Source organism: Modestobacter sp. SYSU DS0904 (assembly GCF_054051115.1).
Map to the genome: position 1 here is coordinate 1 of NZ_JBJHAQ010000015.1, position 25,077 is coordinate 25,077.

The 25,077-nt window shown below is 72.8% G+C and carries 23 protein-coding genes; 10 read left to right on the plus strand and 13 right to left on the minus strand.

The features are described 5' to 3' along the window. Positions 1–77 precede the first annotated feature (77 nt). The 4 genes from ACI79U_RS11660 to ACI79U_RS11675 all read right to left on the minus strand — a co-directional run bounded on the left by ACI79U_RS11660 (position 78) and on the right by ACI79U_RS11675 (position 3,781). Positions 78–464 carry a DUF2267 domain-containing protein gene (locus ACI79U_RS11660; RefSeq protein WP_457068057.1) on the minus strand — a complete coding sequence of 129 codons (387 nt, stop codon included), beginning with the start codon at positions 462–464 and terminating at the stop codon, positions 78–80. Positions 465–600: 136 nt separating this feature from the next. Further along, positions 601–1,134 (minus strand): hypothetical protein, encoded by a 534-nt coding sequence (locus ACI79U_RS11665; protein WP_457068055.1) that lies wholly within the window; start codon positions 1,132–1,134, stop codon positions 601–603. Between the two features lie 142 nt (positions 1,135–1,276). Further along, entirely contained in the window at positions 1,277–3,004 is a 1,728-nt protein-coding gene (locus tag ACI79U_RS11670) for a GmrSD restriction endonuclease domain-containing protein (protein WP_457068053.1), read from the minus strand. Positions 3,005–3,265: 261 nt separating this feature from the next. Beyond that, the gene (locus ACI79U_RS11675) at positions 3,266–3,781 is read right to left on the minus strand and encodes a hypothetical protein (RefSeq protein WP_457068050.1); all 516 of its coding nucleotides are present in this window, start codon (positions 3,779–3,781) and stop codon (positions 3,266–3,268) included. 398 nt (positions 3,782–4,179) lie between these two features. Here ACI79U_RS11675 and ACI79U_RS11680 point away from each other — a divergent pair, with 398 nt between their 5' ends. Continuing rightward, positions 4,180–4,509 carry a DUF1905 domain-containing protein gene (locus ACI79U_RS11680; RefSeq protein ID WP_457068048.1) on the plus strand — a complete coding sequence of 110 codons (330 nt, stop codon included), beginning with the start codon at positions 4,180–4,182 and terminating at the stop codon, positions 4,507–4,509. Positions 4,510–4,597: 88 nt separating this feature from the next. Here ACI79U_RS11680 and ACI79U_RS11685 read toward each other — a convergent pair whose 3' ends face one another. Beyond that, positions 4,598–5,461 (minus strand): hypothetical protein, encoded by an 864-nt coding sequence (locus ACI79U_RS11685; RefSeq protein ID WP_457068046.1) that lies wholly within the window; start codon positions 5,459–5,461, stop codon positions 4,598–4,600. A gap of 99 nt (positions 5,462–5,560) precedes the next feature. After that, the gene (locus ACI79U_RS11690) at positions 5,561–6,850 is read right to left on the minus strand and encodes an exonuclease domain-containing protein (RefSeq protein WP_457068044.1); all 1,290 of its coding nucleotides are present in this window, start codon (positions 6,848–6,850) and stop codon (positions 5,561–5,563) included. A gap of 307 nt (positions 6,851–7,157) precedes the next feature. On the opposite strand from ACI79U_RS11690, the gene ACI79U_RS11695 reads away from it, so the two are divergent. Together ACI79U_RS11695 and ACI79U_RS11700 are read left to right on the plus strand one after the other, a co-directional pair. After that, a complete protein-coding gene (locus ACI79U_RS11695; protein WP_457068042.1) occupies positions 7,158–7,883 on the plus strand; it encodes a response regulator in 726 nt (241 codons plus the stop codon). A 331-nt stretch (positions 7,884–8,214) separates the two neighbouring features. Beyond that, positions 8,215–9,024 (plus strand): IclR family transcriptional regulator, encoded by an 810-nt coding sequence (locus ACI79U_RS11700; RefSeq protein ID WP_457068040.1) that lies wholly within the window; start codon positions 8,215–8,217, stop codon positions 9,022–9,024. Positions 9,025–9,049: 25 nt separating this feature from the next. Here the strand turns inward: ACI79U_RS11700 and ACI79U_RS11705 are convergent, their stop codons facing one another. Together ACI79U_RS11705 and ACI79U_RS11710 are read right to left on the minus strand one after the other, a co-directional pair. Then, on the minus strand, positions 9,050–10,630 hold the full coding sequence (locus ACI79U_RS11705; protein WP_457068037.1) for an FAD-dependent monooxygenase: 1,581 nt from the start codon (positions 10,628–10,630) through the stop codon (positions 9,050–9,052). Then, entirely contained in the window at positions 10,627–11,706 is a 1,080-nt protein-coding gene (locus tag ACI79U_RS11710; RefSeq protein ID WP_457068035.1) for an amidohydrolase family protein, read from the minus strand. Before ACI79U_RS11710 ends, ACI79U_RS11705 begins: the two co-directional genes overlap by 4 nt. 483 nt (positions 11,707–12,189) lie before the next feature. Between ACI79U_RS11710 and ACI79U_RS11715 the strand changes: the two genes are divergently transcribed. The 6 genes from ACI79U_RS11715 to ACI79U_RS11740 all read left to right on the plus strand — a co-directional run bounded on the left by ACI79U_RS11715 (position 12,190) and on the right by ACI79U_RS11740 (position 19,074). Beyond that, complete coding sequence (locus ACI79U_RS11715; RefSeq protein ID WP_457068033.1) at positions 12,190–13,173, plus strand: ABC transporter substrate-binding protein; 984 nt, start codon at positions 12,190–12,192, stop codon at positions 13,171–13,173. A 104-nt stretch (positions 13,174–13,277) separates the two neighbouring features. Continuing rightward, positions 13,278–14,795 (plus strand): aldehyde dehydrogenase family protein, encoded by a 1,518-nt coding sequence (locus ACI79U_RS11720; protein WP_457068032.1) that lies wholly within the window; start codon positions 13,278–13,280, stop codon positions 14,793–14,795. Between the two features lie 78 nt (positions 14,796–14,873). Then, positions 14,874–15,674, plus strand: coding sequence for an ABC transporter permease (locus ACI79U_RS11725; RefSeq protein ID WP_457068030.1), 801 nt, complete (start codon positions 14,874–14,876; stop codon positions 15,672–15,674). Position 15,675: 1 nt separating this feature from the next. Beyond that, complete coding sequence (locus ACI79U_RS11730; RefSeq protein WP_457068028.1) at positions 15,676–16,602, plus strand: ABC transporter permease; 927 nt, start codon at positions 15,676–15,678, stop codon at positions 16,600–16,602. Beyond that, the gene (locus ACI79U_RS11735) at positions 16,599–17,423 is read left to right on the plus strand and encodes an ABC transporter ATP-binding protein (RefSeq protein ID WP_457072797.1); all 825 of its coding nucleotides are present in this window, start codon (positions 16,599–16,601) and stop codon (positions 17,421–17,423) included. Before ACI79U_RS11730 ends, ACI79U_RS11735 begins: the two co-directional genes overlap by 4 nt. Positions 17,424–17,457: 34 nt before the next feature. Further along, complete coding sequence (locus tag ACI79U_RS11740) at positions 17,458–19,074, plus strand: thiamine pyrophosphate-binding protein (protein ID WP_457068024.1); 1,617 nt, start codon at positions 17,458–17,460, stop codon at positions 19,072–19,074. A gap of 45 nt (positions 19,075–19,119) precedes the next feature. On the opposite strand, the gene ACI79U_RS11745 is transcribed toward ACI79U_RS11740, so the two are convergent. From ACI79U_RS11745 to ACI79U_RS11760, 4 genes are read right to left on the minus strand one after another with little or no spacing between them, the layout of a single operon-like run. After that, positions 19,120–20,157, minus strand: a complete 1,038-nt coding sequence (locus ACI79U_RS11745) for an acyl-CoA dehydrogenase family protein (protein ID WP_457068021.1) — start codon at positions 20,155–20,157, stop codon at positions 19,120–19,122. Continuing rightward, complete coding sequence (locus ACI79U_RS11750) at positions 20,154–21,335, minus strand: acyl-CoA dehydrogenase family protein (protein WP_457068018.1); 1,182 nt, start codon at positions 21,333–21,335, stop codon at positions 20,154–20,156. Before ACI79U_RS11750 ends, ACI79U_RS11745 begins: the two co-directional genes overlap by 4 nt. Then, positions 21,302–22,804: a class I adenylate-forming enzyme family protein gene (locus ACI79U_RS11755; protein WP_457068016.1), complete on the minus strand. Its 1,503-nt coding sequence runs from the start codon at positions 22,802–22,804 to the stop codon at positions 21,302–21,304. The genes ACI79U_RS11750 and ACI79U_RS11755 overlap by 34 nt, the downstream gene beginning before the upstream one ends. 32 nt (positions 22,805–22,836) lie before the next feature. Further along, complete coding sequence (locus tag ACI79U_RS11760) at positions 22,837–23,583, minus strand: SDR family NAD(P)-dependent oxidoreductase (protein ID WP_457068014.1); 747 nt, start codon at positions 23,581–23,583, stop codon at positions 22,837–22,839. 165 nt (positions 23,584–23,748) lie between these two features. On the opposite strand from ACI79U_RS11760, the gene ACI79U_RS11765 reads away from it, so the two are divergent. Beyond that, entirely contained in the window at positions 23,749–24,516 is a 768-nt protein-coding gene (locus ACI79U_RS11765) for an IclR family transcriptional regulator (protein WP_457068013.1), read from the plus strand. Between the two features lie 98 nt (positions 24,517–24,614). Here ACI79U_RS11765 and ACI79U_RS11770 read toward each other — a convergent pair whose 3' ends face one another. After that, positions 24,615–25,037, minus strand: a complete 423-nt coding sequence (locus tag ACI79U_RS11770; protein ID WP_457068011.1) for an acyl-CoA thioesterase — start codon at positions 25,035–25,037, stop codon at positions 24,615–24,617. Positions 25,038–25,077: the final 40 nt, after the last annotated feature.

Sequence of the window (25,077 nt, forward strand, 5' to 3'; positions counted from 1 at the left end):
GCCGAAGTGGCCACTTCGGCGCCCCTACGAGGGCCGGAGCCACCGCTCCGGTCCCCGGGGCCGCGCGCCCCAGGCGGTCAGTGGTGCGCGTTCTCCGTGTGGGTGAGGTCGCCGTAGTCGTCGGGGAGCTGGTCGAGCACGTGCAGGTACTCGGCACCAACCGCCTCACGAAGTCCGGCGGTGACCGCGCGGGCGTGCTGCCGCGCCTGCTCCGGCGTGCAGCCCTGGCCCTCGGCGTCGGCGACCCGGCGGTAGAACTCGGTCAGGTCGAAGCGCTCGACCGAACCGTCGGTGGGCATCGCCGAGGACAGCTCCGGCGGTAGCTGGGCGGCCAGGTCCTTCGCCTCGGTGGAGAGCCGCTGCCCCAGCACGGTGAGCGTGGCCCGGACAGCCTGCTCGGCGTGCTCGTGGTCGGGGATCCGGGCGGACTGCTGTACCGCGGACACGAACTCGTGCGCCTTCATCTGTTCCTCCCGTCGGATGCTCGGCCCGGCCGCGTCGAGGCGGCAGGGCCTCCTCGCGTCGTCGTCCGCTCGGGGCGTTACCCCTCGCGGCCGCGGGGCCTAACGTCGCGATGGACGGTTCCGGGCCGAATCGCCCTCAGGCGGCCTGCGCGAGGCGGCTGACGGTCGGCCAGCCGGGCGGGAGCGCCCGGGTCGCCTCGCCGCCACGGACGGCGAGGAAGGGGCGGGTCAGCCGCTCCTTCTCGATCCGGTCCCAGGCGGTGAGCAGCTCGGCCACCCAGCGGGCCAGGGTGAGCGCATCGCTGGCCAGCGGATCGCCGGCGGTCTCGCGCCGCGGCCGGGTCGGGATCCGCGGCCAGCGCGGGGTGACCAGGCTCCGCTTGGACGACGGCAGCGACGCGACGTGCGCGGCGAAGGCGGCGTCCAGCGTGCTGGTCTCCGCGACGATCGCGACGGCCAGGGCGGCGGCGTCGGCGCCGGGACCGAACCGCAGCGAGGCCTTCTCGGTGGGCACCAGGATCCGGCCCACGAGCAGCCGAGCGATCCGGTCGTCGTCCGTGGGCAGCACCCAGGCGCCGGCCATCGTCGACTCGAGCCCCTCGCCGACGTTGACGTGCCAGCCGACCACCCGGTCCTCGACCGGCTGGTCGATGACGACGATCCCGCGCATCCCGTACTCCTGACTCCAGTGACACCCGTGTTGCTGCGCAGCATCGAGGACGTTGCCGACAGAAACCGCCGGAACTGGGCGCCGTTGCGGAGTCGTCACACCATCCGTCCCGCGGGTCTCACGCGGCCCGCTGGAGTTGCGATCACTCGCAGGCGACCCCGTCCTCGTCGCGGTCGAACTTGTCCTGCCACCCCGGCTGACCGCGGTAGATCGGGTCCGCGCCGGCGGCCTTCACCTCGGTGCAGTTCGCGTAGAACGGGCCGACCGGAGCAGGCGCGGGTGCAGGTGCGGGAGCAGGGGCCGGCGCGGGAGCGGGAGCCGGTGCAGGTGCAGGTGCGGGTGCCGACCGGGGGGCGGGAGCCGGGGACGGCGCCGAAGCGGCCACTTCGGCGACGACGCCGCCGGGCAGCGGCTCGGCTGGGCAGGAGCTCAGCACGGTGGCGATGGCGTTGCGCTCGGCCTGCGTCATCCAGAGCGCGTAGCTGACCTTCACCGCGACCTGCCGGGCGACGTACGCGCAGCGGTAGCCCTTGTTCGGCGGCAGCCAGGTCGCGGCGTCGGCGTCGCCCTTCTGCATGTTCAGCGGGCCGTCGACGGCGAGCAGGTTCAGCGGGTCGTTGGCGAAGGTGGTGCGGCGGGCGGCGTCCCAGCCCTGGGCGCCGGTCTGCCAGCTGTTGGAGAGGGCGACGACGTGGTCGACCTGCACGTCGCTGCTGGTGTCCTGACCGCGCTGGAACGCGATGGTCGTCGCGGAGTACGGGTCGGCGAGGGAGCCGGTGAGCACGACGCAGTTGCGGGTGCCGGGCTTGAACGTCTCCCCGGTCAGGTCGCGGGCGAGGACGTCGTTGCGGGTGTCGCAGCCGTTGCCGTCGGTGTCGACCCAACCGGAGCCGAACGCGTCCCGGTCGTAGCCGGTCTTCGGTGCGCGCCCCTTGACCTCGACGGCGGCCAGTGCGGCGAGCGCGGTGGTGGGCGGAGCGGCGGTGATCGCGGTGCTGGCATCGGCGTCGGTGAGCAGCCCGGTGGTGGTCTCCCGGGCGTTGGCGGCCTCCTCGGTCTCGGCCTGCGCGAGTGACGCCTCGGCGGCGGCGATGGCGGCCTCGTCGTCGGCTGCGCTGGTCGTCGCCGGGGCGGAGGTGGCGGTGGAGTCGGCGCTGGCCGGCTGGGACTGCGTCGTCGGCAGCGAGACCGCACCCGCAGCGAGGACGGCGACGCCGGCCGCGGCGACTCCGGCCCCCATGGCGCGCGAGGCGATGTGCGCCCAACGCGCGCGGCCGACGAGGACGGCGGCGAGGCCGACCACCAGGACGGCGAGGCCGGCCATGACCAGCGCGCCGGAGAACCCACCGGAGGCGGCACCGACGATGACGAAGAGCAGCGCGACAGCGGCGACGGCGCCACGGACGGCGGTCAGCCGGTTCGGGCGGGGCTCCGCGGGGGCGAGCACAGGGGCCGTCGGCTCGGGGACGGACGGCGCAGTCGGGGCGGCCGGGAGCTCCGTCGTCGGCGGGGCAGCGGGCTCGCCAGCCGCGGCGGCGCGGAAGCCCTCGAGCACCTCGGCAGGGTCGGCGGCGGCGAACGGGAACTGGACGTCGCGGGGGCGGACGACGGCGCCCGGCATCCCGGAGGCGAGGTCCCGGACGCCCGCGCCGGCGGCGGTGAGGCGCAGCGCGTCGGCGTAGAGGGTGACCGAGCGCCCGGCCGGAGCCTCGTAGACCAGACGCAGGTAGCGGGCCGCGCCGGTCGGCTCGGCGACGGTGAAGCCGAGGTCGATCGCCTGCTGCACCACCGGCCGGACGGGGGTACCCGGGGTGCGCTTCTCCCAGGTCTGGAGGAGTTCTTCGATGGCTGACTCGGACCGTGACGACATGCTCAGACCCCCGTGGATGCGCTGTGCACCCATCCTGGGTGGGCTGATGTGCCCGCTCCGGCAGGACAGGCCGGGACGGCCCCGTCCGTCCCACCCACCCCAGCCCGCTCGCCGTGGGCGGGACACGTCCGCAACTGCACTCGGCTCAGCCCGTGCCGTCGAACCAGGCACCTCCCGCGCCTGGTGGCGACGCCTGTCGGGCGTTCCCGCGGGAACGCCCGACAGGTTCGGGGACCCAGATCCAGTCAGCTGGCTCTCCCGTCAGGGGCAGCTCTCCTCACGCTTCACGACGCCGAAGTTGATGACACCCTCGACGTCCCCGATCACCCGCTCCCCCGGTGCGATGTTCTGCGTGCAGACGATCCAGTTGGAGTCCACCGCCTGCATCCGCGACCCACGGAGGTCGTGCGAGATGCTGTAGAAGACCCCGTTCGTCTGCACCGTGTTCTGAGCCGTCTGCAGGTCCATGCCGACGAGTGCAGGCATGGCGAAGTCGACGACCGGCGCAGTGTCCACGCTCGGCGTCGGTGCGGACTGCACCTGGACCGGCGCCGCCTCAGGGGTGGGCGCGACCGGAGCCGGCGCCGTCTCGGTGACGACGACGGTTGTGGTCGCCGAAGCGGCCGTCGCTGCATCGGCGTTCTCGCCCGACCCGTCACCCACGGCAGCGCCCATGCCGAACGCGACGACCACAGCCACCACAACCCACGGCCACCGGCGCTTCGACTTCGGCTGCTCAGGCTGCTGGTCAGATCCGAAGGGCACGTCCGGGGGCATGGGTGGGACAGCGGCCGGCGAACTGAATGCCTGAGCTTCCGAATTCTGCTGTGGCGCACCGTAGCTGGGCACCGACGGTCGCGGGCTGCTGTCGTGCGGCTGACCTTGCGGCGACGGTGTGCCGAGAGGCGGCTGAGTCATGTCTCTCCCCGTGGATGTGTCCAGCCGATCCTTGAACGGTCGGCCCGACGTGTGAACCGGAACCCTCACACGACCCACTTCGCACGCCGCTCATTGCGGCCCCCAACCGTTCTCACTCCGCCCGCCAGCCCCTACAGCCACTCGGCGACCTGGGACTTCCGACGCCGAGCTTCTCGTGGTCGGCGATGACTTCCCATCCGCCGTCGAGTCACATCCTCACCACGGCCGTCCGCGCCGAGGCGGAGGGAAGGTGCGACATGAGCGAAGCGACGACCGCGCTCGACGAACGGTTCACCGCGCAGCTGGCGAGGAGCCCGGCGGACGGCGGGTGGACCTACCTGGTGTGGCCGGACTCGGTCGCGTTCTTCGGCACCCGCGGTCTGGTGACTGTGGCCGGGACGATCGACGGGCACCCGTTCCGGAGTTCGTTCATGGCCCTCGGCGATGGCCGGCACAAGCTGCCGGTCAAGGCCGAGCTGCGCGAGGTGATCGGCAAGCAGGCCGGCGGCACCGTCGAGGTGCACCTGACCGAGCGGATCACCACGGCTCACCCCGTCGGTTCCCGGGCCCACGCGACGAGCAGCTGAACTGCTCACCCCGGTCGGCCGTCCGACAGGCCGAGCGACCCCGTCACTCATGTCGTGACGGGGCCGCTCGGTCGTTGCCTGCTCGGGGCTACTCCTTGGCGAAGTGGCTCACGCAGGCGCCCTGGTTGCGGAAGACCGGGTCGGTGCTGGTCGCCCAGCCACCCTCCTTGCAGTCGTTCTTGCCGCTCAGCCGCACGTCCGGCTCGAAGTCGTAGGTGACGGCGACGCCCGTGCTGGTGGCGATGTGCAGCGCGTCGGCGGCCCCGACGACGCCGGCGTTGTACGAGCCCTGGTTGAAGCCGATGCTGCCGTTGTAGTCCGCACCCGCCGGCGGATTGGCGGGCAGGAGGCTGACCGGGTCGTCCTCCTGGATGACCGCGTTCGGGTAGAGCTCGAGCAGGCCGTCGATGGTGCACGGGGTGGCCTGCCGGCACTCGCTGATCTGGCCGCTCCACCACTGCGACTGCCCGTCGTGCCAGGCGTCCCAGGTCTGCCACTCACCGGCGCGGATGGCGGCGTTGCCGTAGAACGCGTCGTCCTGGTACGGCTCGTAGACCAGGTACGCGTCGACGTCCCCGTCGTCGTCCCGGTCGAGCCGGATGTTGAGCGCGGGCAGCCCGACGTTCGGGGTCGGCGCCTGGACCTGGTAGGTCGAGTAACCGAGCTCGGTGATGTCGCGGAGGTAGGTGCCGTCGTGGGCGTCGGTGAACAGCTGCACCTTCGCCGGGTTGCTCGGCGTCGCGAGGACGACGGCGCCCGCACCGAGGGCTCCGCCATAGGAGGTGGTCCAGGTGAGCGAGCCGTCGGGCCGGGTGTCGGCCGTGTGCCAGTCAGCACCCAGGTCCGACGGGTGCACCTGCTCGATCATCGGGGCCGCGGAGGCCGTTCCGGTGGACATCAGCACGGCAGCGGCGGCCGCTGCCGTGGTCATCGTGATGCGTCGAGCGTTCATCGTCGAACCGTCTCTCCTGGGGTGGCGCCGTGAGTGGGCCGGTGCAGCGAACCAGCCGGCGCTCACCCAGTCCAGCACCCTCGGGATCGCAGGGTCCTGCTACGCGGACACCAGCGGCAGCGACTCCCAGAAGACGGCTTCACCGATGACCCGGACCCCGAGCGCCCGGGCCTTCCGCGCCTTGCCCGACTGCGAGTCCGGGTCGGCGCAGACGAGCACGTCGGTCTTCCCGGACACCGAGCTCATCGGCTGCAGCCCGGCCGCCCGGGCGGCGTCCTCGAACTCCGACCGCGGTCGGGACATCTCCCCGGTGAAGACGATCCGGTCCCCGGCCGACAGCCCGGCGGGCTGCCGCGGCACGGCGACCCGGGCGCCGGAACGCACCATGGTCAGGGCCACGTCGACGTCGCCGGGCTGCAGCCCGAGGAGGACGGCGACCCGGTCGAGGTCGTGCCGCTCGGCGTCGGTGACGACGTCGTCGGCCAGCGCCACGGTCGCCAGCGCATCCAGGTAGAGCCGGTGCGCGGCCTGCACGTGCGCGGCGCCGCAGCCCAACTCCCCGGCCAGCGCGATGAGCTGCGTGGCCTCCCCGACGCTGACCAGCCGGTCCTCGAGCACCTGGTCCAGCACGGTCAGGTAGGGGGCCATGGTCATCGGGGCGCCGGTGATCTCGGGCAGCGCGGAGACCAGGGTCGCCAAGTAGCCGTCCCGCTCGCGCAGGCTCGCCGCGGCGGCGGACCGGGTGACGCTGCGACACGGGTCGACGAACGGACGGCGGCTGACCGCGACGTCGGTGACCAGCGCACGCCAGTCCCCCGCCGCCACGGACCGGGACCCCAGGTAGCTGCCGTCGAGGTCGAAGTCCACGGCGAGTGCGGCATCCAGCAGCGCGAGCTCGCCCAGCGTCTCGCGGAGCCGGGTGAGCGCGACGGCGGTGGCGCGGGCGTCCGCGAGGGCGGCGTGCGCCTGGTCGTTGGCGATGGAGAAGGCGTCGCAGATCGAGGCCAGCGACCGGAGCGACCGGTCGAACCGACCGGCCAGGCGCATGGTGCACAGCGCCGGCGACAGCTCGATCGGGAAGCCGGCGCGGCCGAACTCCCGGCCGAGGAAGCGCAGATCGAACAGGGCGTTGTGCGCGACGACGACCCGGCCGGAGAGCAGGGTGCCCAGGTAGGGCGCGATCTCGGCGAAGGTCGGTGCGCCGATGACGTCGGCGGCCCGGATCCCGTGCACCGACGTCGGCCCGATGTCCCGGCCAGGGTCGACGAGGGTGGCGAACTCGTGCTCGACCGCCCCGGCATCGTCGAGCAGGACGACGCCGACCTCGACCACCCGGTCGACGCTGGGCAGGACGCCGGTGGTCTCCAGGTCGACGACCGCGACGCTCACGCGCCTCGCTCCCCGCGCACGCTGATCAACCCTGCTCGCATTCCGAACCCCCGTTCTCGACGACGAGGGGCACGCTGCCACGCGGAACCCGTCCGGCCGTTGTTCCGCCGGGGTGTCGCCCTCACCGGCCACGAGCACCACAGCCGCCCCACCCGCGGGGAACGCTGCCCTCCGTCTCCCACCCCGGCGGACGTGCCGAGCGGGTCCTTCGACGGCTGGGTCACGCCTGGCCCCGGACGCCTGGTGACCACCGCCGCGCCTCCTGGCTCCGGCGGCCGGTCCCGCGTCCGGCTGACATGCTCGTCCGGTGACCACGACCGCGGTCGCTTTCAGCGACGTCAACGACCTGGTCGACGCGCTCGCCTGGCCACTGGTCGTCCTGATCCTGGTCCTGGTCTTCCGTCGCCCGCTGAGTGATCTGCTGAGCCGTGACCACGTCGAGGCGACGTTGCCCGGCGGCCTGAGCTTCGTCGCCCGCGATCCGCAAGCTGCGACCGACGCCCTCGTCGGCGCATCGGCAGGAAAGGGCATGGACGTGGACGAGGCATCGGCCCAGCGGGAGATCGAGGCTGCGACCACGGATCTGGTCAGCTTTCGCCGGCGCCCGCGGTTGCTCTGGGTCGATGAGCGCCCGAGTGACAACCGCTGTGAAGTCCAGGCGTTCGAGGCGCTCGGCTTCTCCGTCGAACTGGCCACGTCCACGGCCGAGGGCGTGGCGAAGGTGGCGCTGCACGGTCCGTTCGACGCGATCATCTCCGACATGGGTCGCCCGGCCGATGCACGTGGGGGATACACCCTGCTGGACTCACTCCGCCAAGCCGGCGACGCAACTCCGTACGTCATCTACTCCGGCTCGGACCGGCCCGAGCACTATGACGAGGCGGTGCGCCACGGCGCGGTGGGCTCGACCAACAACCCGGCAGAGCTGATCCGGCTCGTACGGCGCGCCATTCGCAGCACCGCGACCTCTCCCCCGGCACCGCGGAGCCGCAACGAGTCAGCGAGCCGTCACCCCGATCACCGAGGCCCGTGACCTCCACCGAGCCACTTTGCTGAACTGCTTCGCCAGAGTGGCCACTTCGGCGAACCGAGGGGCATCGGAGCCCAGCAAGACTCGGCGACGGCGACGAAGACCCGCGGGACCACTCCCCCAGCGCCGATCTCTGGGGCGCCGGAGCCCGGCTGCCGCGGCGCCTGCCCGGAGTGAGCCGCTACCGGCGCCGGGTGAGCCGGTCGTAGCGGCCCCGCAGTTCGTCGGTCCCGGCGACGTCGAACGCCTCAACCTCGATGCGGGTGACGGCACCGACTGAGGCCGCGCACGGCCGGTACCGCCACGAGACACCGGTCGGGGGCAGAATTCGGCCATGTCGACGTCCCGCGTGTCGAGCCCGTCGCTGACCTCCATTGCGGATCCGACCGCGGCGACGTCGGTCGACAAGGCCCTCCGCCTGCTGCAACTGGTCGCGGAGCACCGGGTCCTCCGCGTCGCCGAGGCCGCTGAGCTCCTCGACGTCGCCCGCTCCACCGCGCACCGACTGCTCGCCGCACTGCGCCGGCGCGGCTTCGTGGTCCAGGACCGGCCCAACGGCGCCTACCGGCCCGGACCGGCCCTCTACGAGATCGGGCTGGCCGCCGTCAGCCAGATCGACATCCGCCTGCTCGCCCGTCCCGTCCTGGAACAGCTACGCGAGCAGACCGAGGAGACGGTCAGCCTCGCGGTGCTGGAGGGCACGACCGTCCGCTTCCTGGACTGCGCCGAGAGCCATCGCTCCGTCCGCGTCGGCAACCGGACCGGCGTGGTCCGCGCCGCGCACGCCTCGGCGGTCGGGAAGGCGATCCTGGCCGGCCTCTCCGATGCCGAGCTCGAGCGCCGGTACCCGGACGAGCGACTGCCCACCACGACCATGCCCCCGGCGGTGGCCGACCTGGCGGGCCTCCGGGGCACGCTGAGCGAGATCCGAACCCAGGGCTACGCCCTGAACTGGGAGGAGAGCGTCGAGGGCGTCTGCGCGATCGCGGTGGCCCTGCGGGACACCGTCGGCCAGCCGCTGGCCGGTCTCGGCGTGGTCGCGCCCACCAGCCGGATGGGCAGCCCGGACGGGCTCCGCAGGTTCGTGCCCGCCCTCCGGGAGGCGGCGACCGTGATCGAGGCGCGGCTGGGCGAGCCGTCCTGAACCAGGTGGCGGGACTGCACTCCGGTCAGGTCGTGGCGCTCCCCCGGACGGTGGCGAGCACGGCGTCTGCGCGCGGGCACTCGTTCCCCACCCAGGCGACGAACTGATCGGGGCGCACGAGCACCAGGTCGGCCCCGTAGCGCTCGACGACGTCCGCGCCGACGTCGACGACGCGCAACGGGACGGCTGCCCGCTCCGCCGCCGCGATCAGGTCACCCCCCTTCCCGGCGGCACGCAGCAGCACGAACCCGCCACCGATCAAGCGGTCGAACAGGTCGACGTCCGTGCCCTCCGGCTGCGCCGCCAGGTGGTGCCCCGGTCGAGCGCGCGTCTCGTGCCGCCCCCGGGCGCTGGGCCGCTCACCTCCGCTCCCCACGATGACCGGTGAGCCCTCGTAGTGCGGTTCGAACGACCCGACCTCCATCGCGGCGGCCTCCGCGCGCCCCGCCCACGCGGTCTCGAACGCCTGACGATCGACCGCTGGGTCGTGGGTGGCCAGGAAGTCCCGGTCGACCTGGATGGAGCGGGCGATGAAGTCGTCCCGGGTCGAGGCGAAGACCGGGCGCCGCTCCAGGTCGTAGGAGTCGAGCAACCCGGGCCCACCCCAGCCCTGCACCGTGGCGGCGAGCTTCCAGGCGAGGTTCGCGGCGTCCTCGAAGCCGGTGTTGATGCCGTAGCCGCCGTAGGGAGGGTGGCTGTGCGCGGCGTCGCCGGCCACGAAGAGCCGATGGTTCCGGTAGCGGTCGGCCAGGGCGAACCTCATGTCCCAGAAGCCGACGTGCTCCACCTCCACGTCGAACTCGTCCCCGACCGCCCTCCAGAGCAGCGGCCGGAAGTCGGTGTCGGCGTCCGCGCGTTCGACGGGGGCGTGGAAGAACCACGTCCCGCGGGCGTCCACCCGCCCGAGGAACTGCCAGTAGCCCTCGAGGTCCGGGTGCAGGACGTTGAAGAAGGACGTGCCGGGGTGGCGCGCGACCAGCTCGTCCAGCCGTCGCGAGCGGAAGACGAGCAGGACCATCAGCTGCTCGTGGTCCGTGCCGTCCTGAGTGATCCCCGCCGCCTCCCGGAACACCGATCGGCTGCCGTCGCAGCCCACCGCATGGTCGGCGTCGACCTCCAGCACCTCGCCGGACCCGCTCCGAGCGACCACGTGCACCCCGTCCTCGTGCTGGTCCACCTCCGCCACGCGCCACCCGAGGTGGACCGAGACGGCGGGCAGCTCGGCGACCCGCTCCCGCAGCACCCGCTCGGTGGCGTACTGCGGAAGGCGCTCATTGTCGGCCGCGTAGAACCGGCGGACGGCGCTGCGCCGCAGCCACTCGTAGGAGTACTGCCCGAGCAGCGAGCCGTAGGCGGTGAGGCCCCGGGCCCCGGAGTCCGTCGGGACGGTGCGGCCCGCCCGGACCCGGTCCTCGACCCCCCAGGCGCGCATGTGCTCCATCGTCCGCTGGGTGAGGTTCTGCCCCTTGGGCACCGGTTGGGGCTGCGGCCGACGTTCGATCAGGGCGCACCGGACGCCGAGCTGTCCGAGGGCGATCGCCAGTCCGGTCCCCACCGGGCCGCCGCCGACGACGGCGACCTGGGCCCGGATCCGCCGGTCGGTCACACCGGCGAGGCGGCGCGCAGGCCGAAGACCCGTTCGGCGTTGGTCTGGAAGAGCATCCGCTTGGTCTCCGCGTCGACGTCGAGGCGGTCATGGGTGCGGACCTCCTCGACGTCGTACTCGTAGGGGTAGTCCATCGCGTACATGACGCGGTCGGCACCGAGCACCTGCTGGCAGAACCGGATGGCCGGCTCCCAGGCCATCCCGCTGGTCGTGATGTAGACGTTCTCGCGCATGTACTCGCTGATCGTCCGCTGCGTCGGCTTCATCGACTCGTACCGCTCCGCGCGGACGGAGGCGGCGTGCATGTGGTCGAGGCGGAAGAGCCAGAACGGCAGTGCCTCACCCGCGTGGCCGACCACGATGCGCAGCCGCGGGAACCGGTCGAACACCCCGGCGGTCATGATCCGCAGCAGGTGCAGGCCGGTGTCCACCCCGAAGCCGTAGATGGCGCCGTCGAGCCCGGCCTCCTGGAACGGCTGGAGCATGTTCGCCGGCAGACCGGTCGGGTGGATGTAGATCGGGACGTCGAGGTCCTCCGCGGCCTCGAAGATCGGCCAGAACTCCGGGTCGGACAGGTACCGGCCCTGAGTGTGGCCGTTGATGACCCCGCCGTGCAGGCCGAGTTGGGTCACGCCCCGGCGCAGCTCCTCGGCGGCCGCCGCGGGGTCCTGCGGAGCCACCGCCGCCAGGCCGCTGAACCGATCGGGGTGGCGGCGGCAGGCGTCGGCCAGCTCGTCGTTGCTGGCGGCGGCCAGCGCCACGCCCTCGGCACGGTCGAGCCACTGCACCCCGGGGGCGGTCAGCAGCAGCAGCGCCCGGTCGATGCCGGCGGCGTCCATGTCGGCGAGGCGCTGCTCCCCGAGGTCGAGCAGCCGCCGCTTGATGGTCCGGGGGCGCTCGGCCTGGCTGGTCGTGTAGAAGCCGGCCAGCCCGGCGAAGCCGGGATCGACGTCGGGCCGCTGCATCGTCCGCGCCCAGGCGTCGAACAGGTCCTGGGTGGCGAAGGCCTCCTCCGTGGCGATCCGGAGGTAGCCCTGGTGGCCACCGGTCGTGGGGGTGGCGGGGTCGGTGGTCATCGGTGCTCCTCGAGGAGAAGGGGAACGGGCTGGCGGTCGTACCGAGCCGGTCACCGGCGCAGCAGGTGCGCCACCACCCGTGCGGATCCGGACGGACCAGCGCCGTCCGGGAGTGACGGCGGTCTCACCACGGACAGGACCCTAGAGCCTGTACCGCTGGGTGGGCAGATCCCGCGAACAAGTTCTGTAGTACGGAATCCAGTGACCCGACCGGCTCGAGTTCCCGCTCGCCGGTGTCCGCACACCCAGACAGCACCGCAATGCACAGGCCACAGAACAGCAGCTTTGTTCGACAAGACGGAATTGTGGCGATCACGAGTCCACACACATGGACATCCAGAAAATCAGGGCCATAGTGTGGCCTAGGTCTCGCTGGCTCCCGGCCAGCCAGGAAGCCCCCTCCGGGGCTGTCCGTGGCAGCAGTCCCGACAACCCGCCCGACCGCCGTCCACGCGACCCTCACGACACCCAACGGAGGACTGAGTGCGTACAGGTCTGAAGGTCACCGCACTGGCCGCGGTTGTGGCCATGTCCGCCGCCTGCGGCAGCGACGACGGGGGCGGTTCCCCGTCGGCAGCCGGGGGCGGTGACGCCGACAGCGGCGAACTGACCGAGGTCACCGTGAACATCGTCCCGTTCTCGCCGAACGCCGTGCTCTTCATGGCGATGGAGAAGGGCATGTTCGAGGAGCAGGGCCTCGAGGTGAACATCGAGCGGGCGGCCTCGCCGATCCCGGTCGTCGCCTCGCTCGTGGCCGGCCAGGCGCAGTTCGGGTTCGTCACCACCCCCGTGCTCATCAACGCCAGCCGCGAGGGCACCGACATCAAGTGCGTCTCCCCCATCGACGGGCAGGTCAGCCCCGACCGTGACTCCAGCGCCCTCGTCGCGGCCGCGGACAGCGGCATCGACTCCCTCGACGACCTGTCCGGGAAGTCGGTGGCCGTCGTCCAGCTGGCCAGCATCAACCTGATCGGGGCCAAGAAGCTGATCGAGGACGCCGGCGCCACGGGGACCGAGTACGTGGCGCTTCCGTTCCCGCAGATGCCCCAGGCCCTCGCCGACGGGCGCGTCGACGCGGCGGTGATCACCTCGCCGTACGTGGAGCAGGCCCTCGACGCCGGTGCCGTGCCGCTCGCCAGCCCCAGCTCCGAGCTGTTCCCCGAGGGCACCATCTACTGCTACGCCGCCACCGCCGCCTACCTGGAGGAGAACCCCGAGGTGGCCGAGCGCTTCCAGGCCGCCATGGAGGAGGCGATCGTCTACGCCGGCGAGCACGAGGACGAGGCGAAGGCGACGCTCGTGGAGTACCTCGAGCTGACCGAGGAGCAGGCGCAGGCGCAGGTCATCCCGTCCAACTACGTGCCGGAGATCAACCTGGACTCCATCGCCGAGATCCAGGACCTGATGCAGGAGCAGGGGTCGATCGACAGCACCGTCGACCCGCAGAACCTGGTCTGGCAGCCGTAGGCCCAGCACCCGCACGTCGACGGGCTGGGGCGGGTTCCGAACACCCGCCCCGGCCCGTCCCCTCCCCGCACGAACCCCCCCGCCGACGACACAGGGACACCACCATGGAGCAGACGCCCACCGGCACCGTCCTGACCGAGGCCGACGACGCACTCCGGCAGGAGGCCAGCGTCCTGGTCGCCGGGCAGCGGCTCGCCTCGGACTTCCAGGACGTCGTCAACCCCGCGCGTCTCCACGAGGTCGTCGGCCAGGTGGCCAGGGGCAACGCCGAGCACGTCGACCGCGCCGTGGCCGCAGCCGCCGCCGCCTTCCCCACCTGGTCACGGATGACTGCCCACGAGCGCGCCGAGCAGCTGGCGTCCGCCGCCGCCGCGATCACCGCTGCCGCGGGCCCCCTCGCCGAGCTCCTGACCCGCGAGCAGGGCAAGGTGCTGTGGGAGTCACGGGTCGACGTCGGCGGCGCCGCGCACATCCTCGGGTACTACACCGGACTCGCCGACCGGCTGGCCGAGGACCAGGTGTTCCGCTCCGACGCCCGCGGGACCATCTGGTCCGGGCGCCGCCCGATGGGGGTCACCGGGGTGATCGTGCCCTGGAACAGTCCGGTCTACCTGGCCTTCCTCGGCATCGCCCCCGCCCTGCTGGCCGGGAACACGGTGGTCGTCAAGCCGTCGGAGCTGGCGCCGCTCACGCTGAGCGCTGTCCTCTCGGTCCTGGCCGAGAACCTGCCCGAGGGCGTGGTGAACGTGGTGCCCGGTGGTGGCGAGGCCGGCGCCGCGATCGCCGCCCACCACGGCATCCGGAAGGTCTTCTTCACCGGGAGCACCGCCACCGGCCAGCAGGTCATGCGCGCGGCGGCCGGCAACCTGAAGAACATCAGCCTGGAGCTCGGGGGCAACGACCCGGCCATCGTGCTGGAGAGCGCGGTGGTGGACGACCGGCTGGTCGACGAGCTCGTGCAGAGCGTCTTCACCGCCAGCGGGCAGATCTGCTTCAACGTCAAGCGGATCTACGTGCACCGGTCGCACCACGACGAGTTCGTCGCCCGGTACACCGCCGCCGTCGACCGGCTGGTGGTGGGCGACGGCCTCGACCCGCGCAGCACGATGGGGCCGGTCAACAACCGGCCGCAGTTCGAGCGGGTCACGGCCCTGCTGGAGCGCACCCGCGCCGAGGGGGCCACCGTGACCACCCTGGGCACCGCGCTGGACCCGGCCGGCTGGGAGGACGGCTACTTCCTCCTGCCCAGTGTCGTCACCGACGTCCGCCCCGGCGCCGAGCTGGTCACCTGCGAGCAGTTCGGCCCGGTGGTCCCCGTCCTGCCCTTCGACTCCGACGACGAGGTCGTCGACCTGGCGAACGACACCGAGTTCGGCCTCGCCGCGTCGGTCTGGAGCGAGGACCGGGAGCACGCGCTGCGGGTGGCCCGCCGGCTCGAGTCGGGCAGCGTCTTCCTCAACGTGCACCGCATCGGCGCATCGGACGTCTCCATGCCCTTCGGCGGCTTCAAGGGCAGCGGCATCGGTCGCGGCCACGGCATCACCGCGCTGGAGGCCTGCACCGAGCTGCAGACGATCGCCGACCACGTCGATGTCTCGGGGTTCCCCGGCCCCAACCGCTGACCTGCCCGATCCCCGACCACAGAGAGGACGGACCCGCATGCTCCCGCACGGGTTCCCGGACGTCCCCGGAGGACCGACGTGAACGTCGTCGACACCGGTTGGTTCCGCGCGCTCGCCCGGGTCGCGGTGGTCGCACTGGTGCTCGCGGGCTGGCAGGCCCTGAGCGTCACAGGGACGCTCGACGCCTCCTCGTTCCCCAGCATGACCGCCACGATGGCCGAGCTCGGCCGCCAGCTGACCGAGTCCGACCTCTGGCTGGCCGTCTGGGAGACCATCCGCGGCTGGGGCCTGGGCCTGCTGATCGGCTGCTCGCTGGCCATCGTCGTCGGCACGCTGCTGGGCCTGAACCGCTTCGCCTACCTGAGCGTCATCCCGGTCATCGAGTTCCTCAAGACCGTCCCGGTGATCGCGATCCTGCCCCTGGCGATCGTCGTCTGGGGCGCCACCCTGGAGATGAAGGTCTTCCTGGTCGCCTTCGGGGTGTTCTGGCCGCTGGCGATCCAGACCCTCTACGGCGTCCGTGCGGTGGACCCCGTGGTGCGCGACACGGCCGCCGTCCTCCGGGTGCGCGGGTGGCGGAAGTTCACCACCGTGACGCTGCCCAGCGCCGCCCCGTTCATCGCGACCGGCCTGCGCGTCGCGGCCGCGGTCGGCCTGATCCTGACCATCATCGCGGAGCTCATCGGCGGCGCGGAGGGCCTGGGGCTCAGCATCCTCACGTCCGTGAACGCCGGTCCCTCCCGGCTCCCGGCGACGTACGCGTTCATCCTCCTCACCGGCGTGGCCGGTGTCCTGGTGACCGGGGCGTTCGCCTACCTCGAGCAGCGCCTCCTGCACTGGCACGAGAGCCAGCGCAACGCGGCGTCGAAGGCGGCCTGACATGACCACACCCCCGGGCCCCGACGCCCCCACCCGCTCCCGGGCGGGCGTGACCGACTCCGCCGACGTGCCCTCGACGGCCGACCCCGTCGCGGCGGCCGGCACCACCCCCTCGCAACAGTTCACCGCCCGTTCGGCGAGGCGCTCCCGCAACTCCCTGAAGCGGCTGGCGAGCATCTGGCGGCTGTGGTTCTTCGCCCTGCTCCTCGTGCTGTGGTGGGTGCTGTCGGCGGACAGCACGTCGACGTTCTTCCCGCCGCTGCGCAACATCGTCCAGAGCCTGTGGGACACCTGGATCGTCGGGGAGGCGCGCAGCGACCTGTACTCCAGCCTCCGGCACTTCGCGGCCGGCTACACGCTCGCCGGCCTGCTGGGCGTCGGCATCGGGGCGCTGCTGTGGAAGTTCCACCGGGTCGGGCACGCGGTCAGCCCGGTCCTCTACTTCGTCTACGTGATCCCGACCGCGGCCCTGCTGCCCGCCATCGTGGCGATCATGGGCATCGGCTCGACGATGAAGATCACCATCGTCGTGCTCGCGGCGATCTGGCCGACGATGCTCAACACCCTCGACGGCATGCGCGGCATCGACCCGGTCAAGCTGGACACCGCCAAGGTCCTGCACATGCCGCCGTTCACCACGGTGCGCACCGTGGTGCTCCCTGGCGCCATGCCGCAGATCATGGCCGGGCTGCGGCACAGCCTGCAGATCGCCGTGATCATGATGGTGGTCAGCGAGCTCATCGCCTCCACCGAGGGCATCGGCTTCTTCATCCTCGAGGCGCAGCAGCGGTTCGCCATCACCACGATGTGGACCGGGATCATCGTCCTGGCCATCGTCGGGAGCGCCCTGACCTTCCTGTTCATCGCCGTCGAGCGCGTCGTCCTGGCCTGGTACATCGGCGCCCGCGCCGTCGAGCAGAAGGGTTGACCCCGTTGTCCCACCCCACCCGCGACCCCGTCGAGCCCGTCACCCGGGACGAGCCGGTGCTGTCGGTCCGCCAGCTCCGCAAGGCCTACAACGTGGGCAAGCCCGACGAGAAGCTGGCCATCGAGGACGTCACGTTCGACGTCGCCAAGGGCGAGTTCGTCTGCGTCGTCGGCCCCAGCGGCGCCGGCAAGACCACCCTGCTGCGCTGTCTCAGCGGCCTGCTGCAGCCGACCTCCGGCGAGGTCCGGTTCGAGGGCACGCCCCTGCAGTCGGTGCCCGACCGGCTCAGCGTCGTCTTCCAGGACTACAGCCGCTCGCTGTTCCCCTGGCTCACGGTCAACCGGAACGTCGCGGTGCCGCTCAAGGTCGCCGGGGTGGCCCGGGACGAGCGCGAGGCGCGCATCGCCGAGGTGCTGCACGCCGTGGGCCTGGGCGACGTCGGCAAGAGCTACCCGTGGCAGCTCTCCGGTGGCATGCAGCAGCGGGTGGCGATCGCCCGCGCGCTGGCCCACCAGCCGGACATGCTGCTGATGGACGAGCCGTTCGCCTCGGTCGACGCCCAGACCCGGTTCGACCTGGAGGACCTCATCCTCGAGGTACGCGCCCAGCTCGGCATCACCGTCGTGCTGGTCACCCACGACATCGACGAGGCGGTCTACCTGGCCGACCGGGTCGTCGTCCTGAGCGGCGCGCCGAGCGCCGTCGAGGAGATCGTCGAGGTGCCCCTGGAGCGTCCGCGCAGCCAGCTGGAGACCCGCTCCAGCGAGACCTTCGGCCACCTGCGCCGGCACCTCATGGAGCTGGTCACGGCTCACCACTGAGCCTCGCTCCACCCCCACCCGCTGAGGAGCCCGCATGTCCCGACCCGCCGCCGAGGCGCTGCTCGACGTGATCCGCGACTGGGGGGCGGACAAGCTGTTCACCTGCCCCGGGAGCACGGAGGCCGCCGTCCTCGACGCGCTGGTCACCCGCACGGACGTCGAGCTGGTGCTCACCACGCACGAGGGCGTCGCCGTCTCGATGGCCGACGGGCTGGCCCGGGTGACCCGCGAGCCCAGCGTGGCGTACCTGCACGCCAACGTGGGGCTCACCAACGGGCTCAGCCACCTGTACGCGGCCCAGCTGGCCTACTCGCCGGTCGTCGTGCTCAACGGCGTGAAGGCCAGCTCCATCCAGGCCCGGGAGGGCTTCACCACCGGCCGGCGGATGCGCGACCTCGTCCACCAGTACGTGAAGTCCGACTGGCAGTCCCTCACCACCGAGGCGATCCCGGAGGACGTCAACCGGGCCTTCCGGACGGCGGTGACCGAGCCGGCCGGCCCGGTGTGGGTGGCACTCGCCCAGGACCTGCTGGAGAGCGACACCGAGGTCAGCGCGCCGGCGGTGGCCGACTTCCGGTTCGACTCCCGCACGGCACCTGCTCCGGACGCCGTGCAGCGGGCCGCGGAGCTGATCGCGGCAGCCGAGCGGCCGCTGCTGGTGGCGGGCAGCGAGCTGGCCCGGGTGGGCGCGGTCGAGGACCTGGTGCGGCTGGCCGAGCAGCTGGGTGCCCCCGTCGTCCACGAGGACCGACGCGGCTTCGAACGGCCCGGCTTCCCGACCGACCATCCGCACTTCCGCGGCCAGTACGAGATCGGCCACCCGCTCGTGCAGCAGGCCGACCTGCTGGTGTTCCTGGGCGCCCGGGTGTTCAACGAGTTCGAGCCGGCCACGGTCCCGCCGCTGCCGGCGGGCGTGCCGCTAGTGCACAGCCACACGGACGCCCGGCACATCGGGATGATCTACGGGGTGACGGCCGGTCTGGTCGGCGATCAGCGGCTGGTCCTCCAGGCGCTCGCAGCGGCCGTCCCGGTCTCCGCACCCCGGGAGGTGCCGGCGGCTGCACCGGTGGAGCGACGCCCGCGGTCCGCGCCCGGCGGGCCGCTGCACCCGGCCGACGTCGTCGAGGTGGTCACCGAGTCGCTGCGCGGCGCTGCCCTGGTCGGCGACGCGACGACCGCCGGCGGCATCCTGCAGCAGCGGGCGCACCAGCACACCGGCGACGACTACTTCGTCTCGACGTCGGGCTCCCTCGGCTGGGGCATGGGGGCCGCGCTGGGCATCGCCATGGGCATGCCCGACCGCCAGGTCGCCGCGGTGCTCGGCGACGGCGTCTTCCAGTTCGGCCTACCGGCCCTGTGGTCGGCGGCCCGCAGCCGCCTGCCGGTGACCTACGTGGTCATGAACAACCAGAGCTACGCCGCCGTCGGGGCCGCGCTGCGCCGCTTCGGCGGGGTCGCGGTAGAGCAGCAGCAGTACCCGGGGGTCGACATCGCCGGCCCGGACATCGCCGGCATCAGCACCGCGTTCGGCGTGCCCGGCCAGCGGGTGGACACTCTCGCCGACCTCCGGGAGTGCCTCGAGCGCTCCCGTTCCGCCGACCACCCGACGCTGGTGGAGGTCATGACCGACCCCACCCAGTTCGGCCCCTGACCCGATCCCGACCCTGCGCCGCCGCTGCGGCGCGGGTCGCACAGGTCAGATGGCGGGCCGGGGCGGCGCCTCCGGCGGCAGGCCGGCAACGGTGGCCAGGAGCTGGTCGCCGAGCCGCGCCTCCAGCGACCGGCGGGTACCGAAGCGGGCCGCGAGAGTGGCGCCCCGCTTCAGCAGCAGGTGCAGCGGGTGCTCCCAGGTGAAGCCGATGCCACCGTGCACCTGCAGGCAGTGCCGGTCGGCGAGCGCGAAGGCGCGCCGCGCCGTGACCGCCGCGCACAGGACGCCGGTGGCGGCCGACGGGGTGCCCTCCTCGACCTCGCCGGCGGCGCTCCACACCGCGCTCCGGGCGAACTCGAGCTCGACGTGCACGTCGGCCAGCCGGTGCCGGACGGCCTGGAAGCTGCCGATCGGGACGCCGAACTGGGTGCGGTCGGTGGCGTGGGCGACGGTGAGCTCGAGCAGCCGACCGGTGATGCCCACCAGGTACGCCGCTCCCCCGAGCCGGCCCAGCGGTACCGCGCCCACGCCGGCGAGGTGAGGCAACGACCCCCCGGCGTCGCGATCGACGGACGCCGCCTGGAACGACCGCTCCAGCCGGTCGGCGGTCGGCACGGGGGTGCAGCCGGCCAGCGCGTCCGCCGGCACGACGTGGTCCCCGGCCGCACCGGGTACGACGACGGCGACGGCGCGGTCCAGGTCGGGGCCGCGCAGGTCCTCGTCGACGGCCGAGCACCAGCTCTCCCCGGTCAGCAGCGGCCCGAGCGCGTCCGCGCCCGCAGCGCCCAGGGCAGCCAACGCGGGGGCGGCCAGCCAGAGCGTCTCGACCACCGGGCCGGGCACCAGCGCTCGACCTGCCTCCTCGCTGAGCAGCGCGAGGTCCGAGGGCAGCAGGCCGAGCCCGCCCTGCTCCTCGGGGACGCCCGCGCCCAGGAACCCGGACTCGGCGAGCAGCCGCCAGGCCGAGCCCTCTCCCGCATCGGTCGCGGCCCGGGCCGCGGCCGCGAAGACGGCTGCCGCAGCCGACGTCAGCTCGCGCTGGTCGGCGGTGGGCCGGAACAGCCGCATCTCCCCCGCCGTCACCGGGGCAGCCCGAGGATCCGGTCCGCCACGACGTTGCGCTGTATCTCGGCGGTGCCGCCGTAGACCCGGCCGGCGCGCGAGTGCCAGAAGTCCAGGTACTCCGGGGTGCCCTCGGCCAGCCGGCGGTCACCGAAGAGGTCGACCCCGAGCTCGACCAGGTCCACGTCCAACTCCGACGAGTAGAGCTTCACCAGGCTGGACTCGACGCCGGCCGGTGCGCCCTCCCACTGCTCGGCGACCCGGCGGTGGGTGTGCGCGCGGTAGGCGTGCAGGCGGGCCGCGGCCGCGCCGAGCTCACCGGAGACCGCGGCGACCTGGTCGCCGGGGAGCTCCCGCACGACCTGCCCGGCGAGCGCGGTGAGGCGCTGCTCGGTGCGCACCGGTCCGCCGGTGTCGGGGCCCCGCTCGAAGGACAGCAGCGTCATGGCGACGGTCCAGCCGTCGTCGTGGGCACCGATGCGCTGGTCGGCCGGCACGTCGACGCCGGTGAAGAACACCTCGGCGAAGCCGGTCCGCCCGTGCGCCTGGCGGACCGGGCGCACCTCCACCCCGGGGCTCCGCAGGTCGATCGCCAGGCAGGTCAGCCCGCGGTGCCGAGCGCCGGCCGCACCGGTGCGGACCAGGGTGAACATCCAGTCGGCGAAGCGGCCGTAGGTGGTCCAGGTCTTCTGCCCGTCGACGACGTACCGGCCCTCGCGCAGCTCGGCGCGGGTCCGGACGCCGGCCAGGTCGCTGCCGGCCTCCGGCTCCGAGAAGCCCTGCGACCAGATGTCCTCGGCCCGCAGCATCCGGGGCAGCCACCGGGCCTGCTGCTCAGGTGTTCCGAACCGCATCAGTGTCGGGCCGAGGAACCGCAGCGAGGGGCGGGTGATCCGCACCGGACCGCGGGCCCGCTCGTACTCCTCGGCGAAGATCGCCTCGTGCAGCAGGTCACCGCCGGCACCGCCGTGCTCCGGCGGCCAGGAGATCCCGGCGTAGCCCGCTTCGTGCAGTCTCCGCTCCCACCTCTGGTGGGCGCGGAAGCCCTCCTCGGTGTCCGCGTCGGGCAGGCCACCGGGGAGCAGGTTCTCCGCCAGCCAGGCCTGCAGCCGCCGTCGGAACTCCTGGTGTCCCGGGGGCACGGCGACCCGCATCCCCGCCGGGCTCACGAGCTGGCTCCCGGCACGGTCAGCTGCCACTTGGCGATCTTTCCGGTCGCGGTGCGGGGCAGGGCGTCGACGAACCGGACCACCCGCGGGCGCTTGAACGCCGCCATCCGGCTGCCGGCGAACGCCCGTAGCTCCTCGGCCGTCGGCCCGGCACCCTCGGGGCTGGGCACGACCCAGGCCACCACCCGCTCCCCGAACCGCTCGTCGGGCTCCGCGGTCACGGCGACGTCCCGCACCTCCGGGTGCTCGCGGAGGACGTCCTCGACCTCCTGGGCGGCGATGTTGAACCCGCCGGACAGGATCATGTCCTTGCTGCGTCCGGTGATCGCCAGCCAGCCGTCCTCGTCGACCGTGCCGACGTCGCCGGTGTGGAACCAGCCGGCCTCGTCGGTGAACGGCGACGCGGCCGCCGCGCCCACGTACCCGCCGCCCACGGCGTAGGAGCCCGGTGCGCCGGACCGCACCAGGATCTCGCCGGAGCCGGTCGAGCTGGTCGTCCCGCGCTCCGGGTCGGAGACGGCGAGCTCGACGCCGGGCAGCGCCCGCCCCGACGACAGCGGGCGTGCGGTGAACTCCTCCGGTGGCAGGGCGGCGGCCAGGCCGGTCTCGGTGGAGGCGAAGAAGGTCCACAGCTCGGTCCCGGGCAGCATCGCCGCGACCCGCTGCCGCAGCTCGGCCGTCATCGCCTCCCCGGTCACGCTCAGCACCCGCAGGCTGGCCAGCCGCTCCCCCGGGTCGGTGCCGGAGAACGCCAGGTCACGGGCGATCGTGGGCACCATGCCGGTGACGGTGACCCCGTGCCGCGCCACGGCGTCGACGAGGGTGGCGGGCCGGGCGTCGGAGCTGAGGACGGTCCGCGCCCCGGTCAGCAGGCCGCCGAGCAGCCGCACCTGACCGACCCGGTGCCCCAGCGGGGTGGCGATCAGCACGGTGTCGGCCGACGTCATGGACAGCAGGGTCGCCGGCCCCAGGAAGGTGCCGAGGGCCTGGTTGGCCTGCGTCAGCCGCACGCCCTTGGCCAGCGCGGTGGTGCCCGAGGTGTACAGCACGGCCGACTCGTCGTTGACCTGCGGCCGGGCGGGGCCGGCGGCGGACAGCGCCCGCTCGTACGGCTCGCCGACCAGCAGCGTGCCGACGTCGCCGCGCAGGCCCGCGAGGGTGTCCCCGCGGTGGGCCTGCGCGTCGGAGAGGACCAGGGCGATGCCGGCGTCCTCGACCAGGTGCCGCAGCTCGCGCTCCTGGTACCGGTCGTTGATCGGCACGACGGAGATCCCGGCCAGCTGGCAGGCGAAGAAGGCCTCGGCCCACTCCCGCCGGTTGGCGAGGTACAGCCCGACCCGCCCGCCGGCCAGCGGCGCGAGGTGCCCGGCGAGGGCCTGCACCCGGCGCCAGAACTCACCGAAGGACTGCTGCCCGGCGGCGTCGACGATCGCGGTGGCGTTCGCCCGCCGGGCGGCCACCCAGCGCAGCTGCTCGGAGACGGTCCACGGGTGGGACATGTCGGTGGCGCCTTCCTCGGTGCCTCGGGCGGTCAGATCGTGCGGCCACCGTCGATGGACAGGATGCTGCCGGTCATGTAGTCCGAGTCGGAGGAGGCCAGGTACACCAGGCTCGGTGCGATGTCCTCGGCCGTCGCCCACCGGCGCAGCGGGATGAGGCTGAGGAACTTCTCCTCCAGCTTCGGGTCCTCCCGAACCTTCGCCGACATCTCGGTGGCGGCGATGGGCAGCAGCGCGTTGGCGGTGACGTTGTAGCGCGCGAGCTCCGAGGCGGCCGTCTTCACGAGCGCGACGACGCCGGCCTTGGCCGCGGCGTAGTTGCCACCGCCCATCTGGCCGCGCAGCGCCGCCGGTGAGGTGAGGGCGATGAACTTGCCGCGCTTGCGCGCGATCCAGTGCGGGAGGACGGCCTTGAGGCACACGAACGTGCCGCTGAGGTTGACCGACACGACCCGCTCGAACGACTCGAGCGTCATGTCCTTGAGCATCGCGGGCGCGACGATCCCCGCCGAGTGGACCAGGACGTCGACCTGGCCGCTCCACTCGACGGTCCCGGCAACCACGGCCTCGACCTGCTCGGGTGAGGTGATGTCGGCCTGCCAGGCACGCGCGCGGCCACCGGCCGCCTCGATCTCCGCGACGACCTCGCGGGCCGAGTCGATGTCCAGGTCGAGGACGGCGACGTCGGCACCCTCCGCCGCCATGGCGACAGCGCCGGCTCGGCCGATGCCCTTGCCCCCACCGGTGATGAGGACGGTGACGTTCTCCAGGCGGCTCATGCGGTGGTGTCTCCCCAGGTGTCGGCAATGCGCCCCGTGGTCGCGGGGGTCCGCTCCAGTGCCGGGGTGATCAGGGTCGTCGGCGCAAATTCTTGACAGCAGAACAACGTCCTGCTATCCACAACATGGCATAGGAGGCGTGCCAGGGTCAAGAAGGGCAGCGCGATGACGAGCACGGAGCCGGGACAGCCGGCGTATCCGATCGAGTCGGTGGGCAACGCCCTCCGCCTCCTGCTGATGCTGCAGGAGCGCACGCAGCTGCGGGTCTCCGAGTGCGCCGCGGAGCTGGGCGTGGCCCGGTCGACGGCGCACCGGTTGATGGCCATGCTCGAGCACTACGGGTTCCTGCAGCGCGATGCCGCCCGCCGCACCTACCGGGCCGGCGAGGTCCTGCTCTCGCTCGGCCTGGCCGCAGTCAACGGGCTGAACATCCGGGTCCGGGCCCGCCCGTTCATGGAGGCACTGCGCGACGAGGTCGACGAGACCGTCGTCCTCGTCATGCAGGAGGGTCGCAACGTCCGGTTCGTCGAGGCGTTCGAGACGACCAAGGCGCTGCGCGTCGGCGGCCGGGTGGGTCTCACGCTCCCCGCGCACAGCACCTCGGCGGGGCTGGCGATCCTCGCCGCCATGACCCCGGAACAGCTGCGCGCCCTGTACCCGGAGGACGCCGCACCCGGGCAGCCCGACGACCGGAACCCCTCGCCGGCGGAGCTGGAGTCGATCCTCGCCGGCGTGCGGCAGACCGGCTACGCCGTGGCGCACACCGAGACCGACGTCGACATCGGGGCGGTCGGGGTGGCGATCCCCGAGGGGGCGGGCACCCCGCGGGCCGCGTTGGCGATCGCCGCCCCGGCCAGCCGGCTCACCCCGGAGTCCACCGAGCAGTGGGGCGAGGCCGCCCTGAAGACCGCCCGCCTCATCAGCATGGGCTGACCAGCCGCGCCCAGGCGACAACTGCTTCTCGCCGAAGTGGCCACTTCGGCGAAGACCGGGCCGGCGTCAGGCGCCGCTCACCACATCCCCGGCCGGGGTCAGCGGCGGATACGCTCCCGGCCGCGGGTGAGCGAGGTGTAGCCGTGGGCGAACGGCCGGCCGTCCTCGTCGACCGCGACGAAGACGACCTTGTCGATGGTGAGGATGCTCGCCCCCGTCACGATGTTCCGCGCCTCGGCCCGCATGGTGAGGGACGTGCGGCCGAACTCGGTGGCGACCAGCCCGATCTCGATGATGTCGCCGAGCCGCGCGGAGCCGACGAAGTCGATCTCGGAGATGTACTTGGTGACCACCTTGGCGGTGCCGAGCTGGATGGCCGCGTAGACGACGGCCTCGTCGTCGATCCAGCGCAGCAGACTGCCGCCGAAGAGCGTCCCGTGTGCGTTCAGGTCCTCGGGCCGCACCCACTTCCGCGTGTAGAAGTTGATGCTCGGCTCGAGGTCGGCCTCCTCAGTGGTCACGGCGGCGACCCTATCCGCGCCCGATCAGGCCCCGCCGCGG

What these genes read in the sequence shown, in the direction of transcription:
- ACI79U_RS11660 (WP_457068057.1), bottom strand. Translation starts at nt 464, where the DNA reads ATGAAGGCGCACGAGTTCGTGTCCGCGGTACAGCAGTCCGCCCGGATC.
- ACI79U_RS11665 (WP_457068055.1), bottom strand. Translation starts at nt 1,134, where the DNA reads ATGCGCGGGATCGTCGTCATCGACCAGCCGGTCGAGGACCGGGTGGTC.
- ACI79U_RS11670 (WP_457068053.1), bottom strand. Translation starts at nt 3,004, where the DNA reads ATGTCGTCACGGTCCGAGTCAGCCATCGAAGAACTCCTCCAGACCTGG.
- ACI79U_RS11675 (WP_457068050.1), bottom strand. Translation starts at nt 3,781, where the DNA reads ATGCCCCCGGACGTGCCCTTCGGATCTGACCAGCAGCCTGAGCAGCCG.
- ACI79U_RS11680 (WP_457068048.1), top strand. Translation starts at nt 4,180, where the DNA reads ATGAGCGAAGCGACGACCGCGCTCGACGAACGGTTCACCGCGCAGCTG.
- ACI79U_RS11685 (WP_457068046.1), bottom strand. Translation starts at nt 5,461, where the DNA reads ATGAACGCTCGACGCATCACGATGACCACGGCAGCGGCCGCCGCTGCC.
- ACI79U_RS11700 (WP_457068040.1), top strand. Translation starts at nt 8,215, where the DNA reads ATGTCGACGTCCCGCGTGTCGAGCCCGTCGCTGACCTCCATTGCGGAT.
- ACI79U_RS11710 (WP_457068035.1), bottom strand. Translation starts at nt 11,706, where the DNA reads ATGACCACCGACCCCGCCACCCCCACGACCGGTGGCCACCAGGGCTAC.
- ACI79U_RS11720 (WP_457068032.1), top strand. Translation starts at nt 13,278, where the DNA reads ATGGAGCAGACGCCCACCGGCACCGTCCTGACCGAGGCCGACGACGCA.
- ACI79U_RS11730 (WP_457068028.1), top strand. Translation starts at nt 15,676, where the DNA reads ATGACCACACCCCCGGGCCCCGACGCCCCCACCCGCTCCCGGGCGGGC.
- ACI79U_RS11740 (WP_457068024.1), top strand. Translation starts at nt 17,458, where the DNA reads ATGTCCCGACCCGCCGCCGAGGCGCTGCTCGACGTGATCCGCGACTGG.
- ACI79U_RS11755 (WP_457068016.1), bottom strand. Translation starts at nt 22,804, where the DNA reads ATGTCCCACCCGTGGACCGTCTCCGAGCAGCTGCGCTGGGTGGCCGCC.
- ACI79U_RS11760 (WP_457068014.1), bottom strand. Translation starts at nt 23,583, where the DNA reads ATGAGCCGCCTGGAGAACGTCACCGTCCTCATCACCGGTGGGGGCAAG.
- ACI79U_RS11765 (WP_457068013.1), top strand. Translation starts at nt 23,749, where the DNA reads ATGACGAGCACGGAGCCGGGACAGCCGGCGTATCCGATCGAGTCGGTG.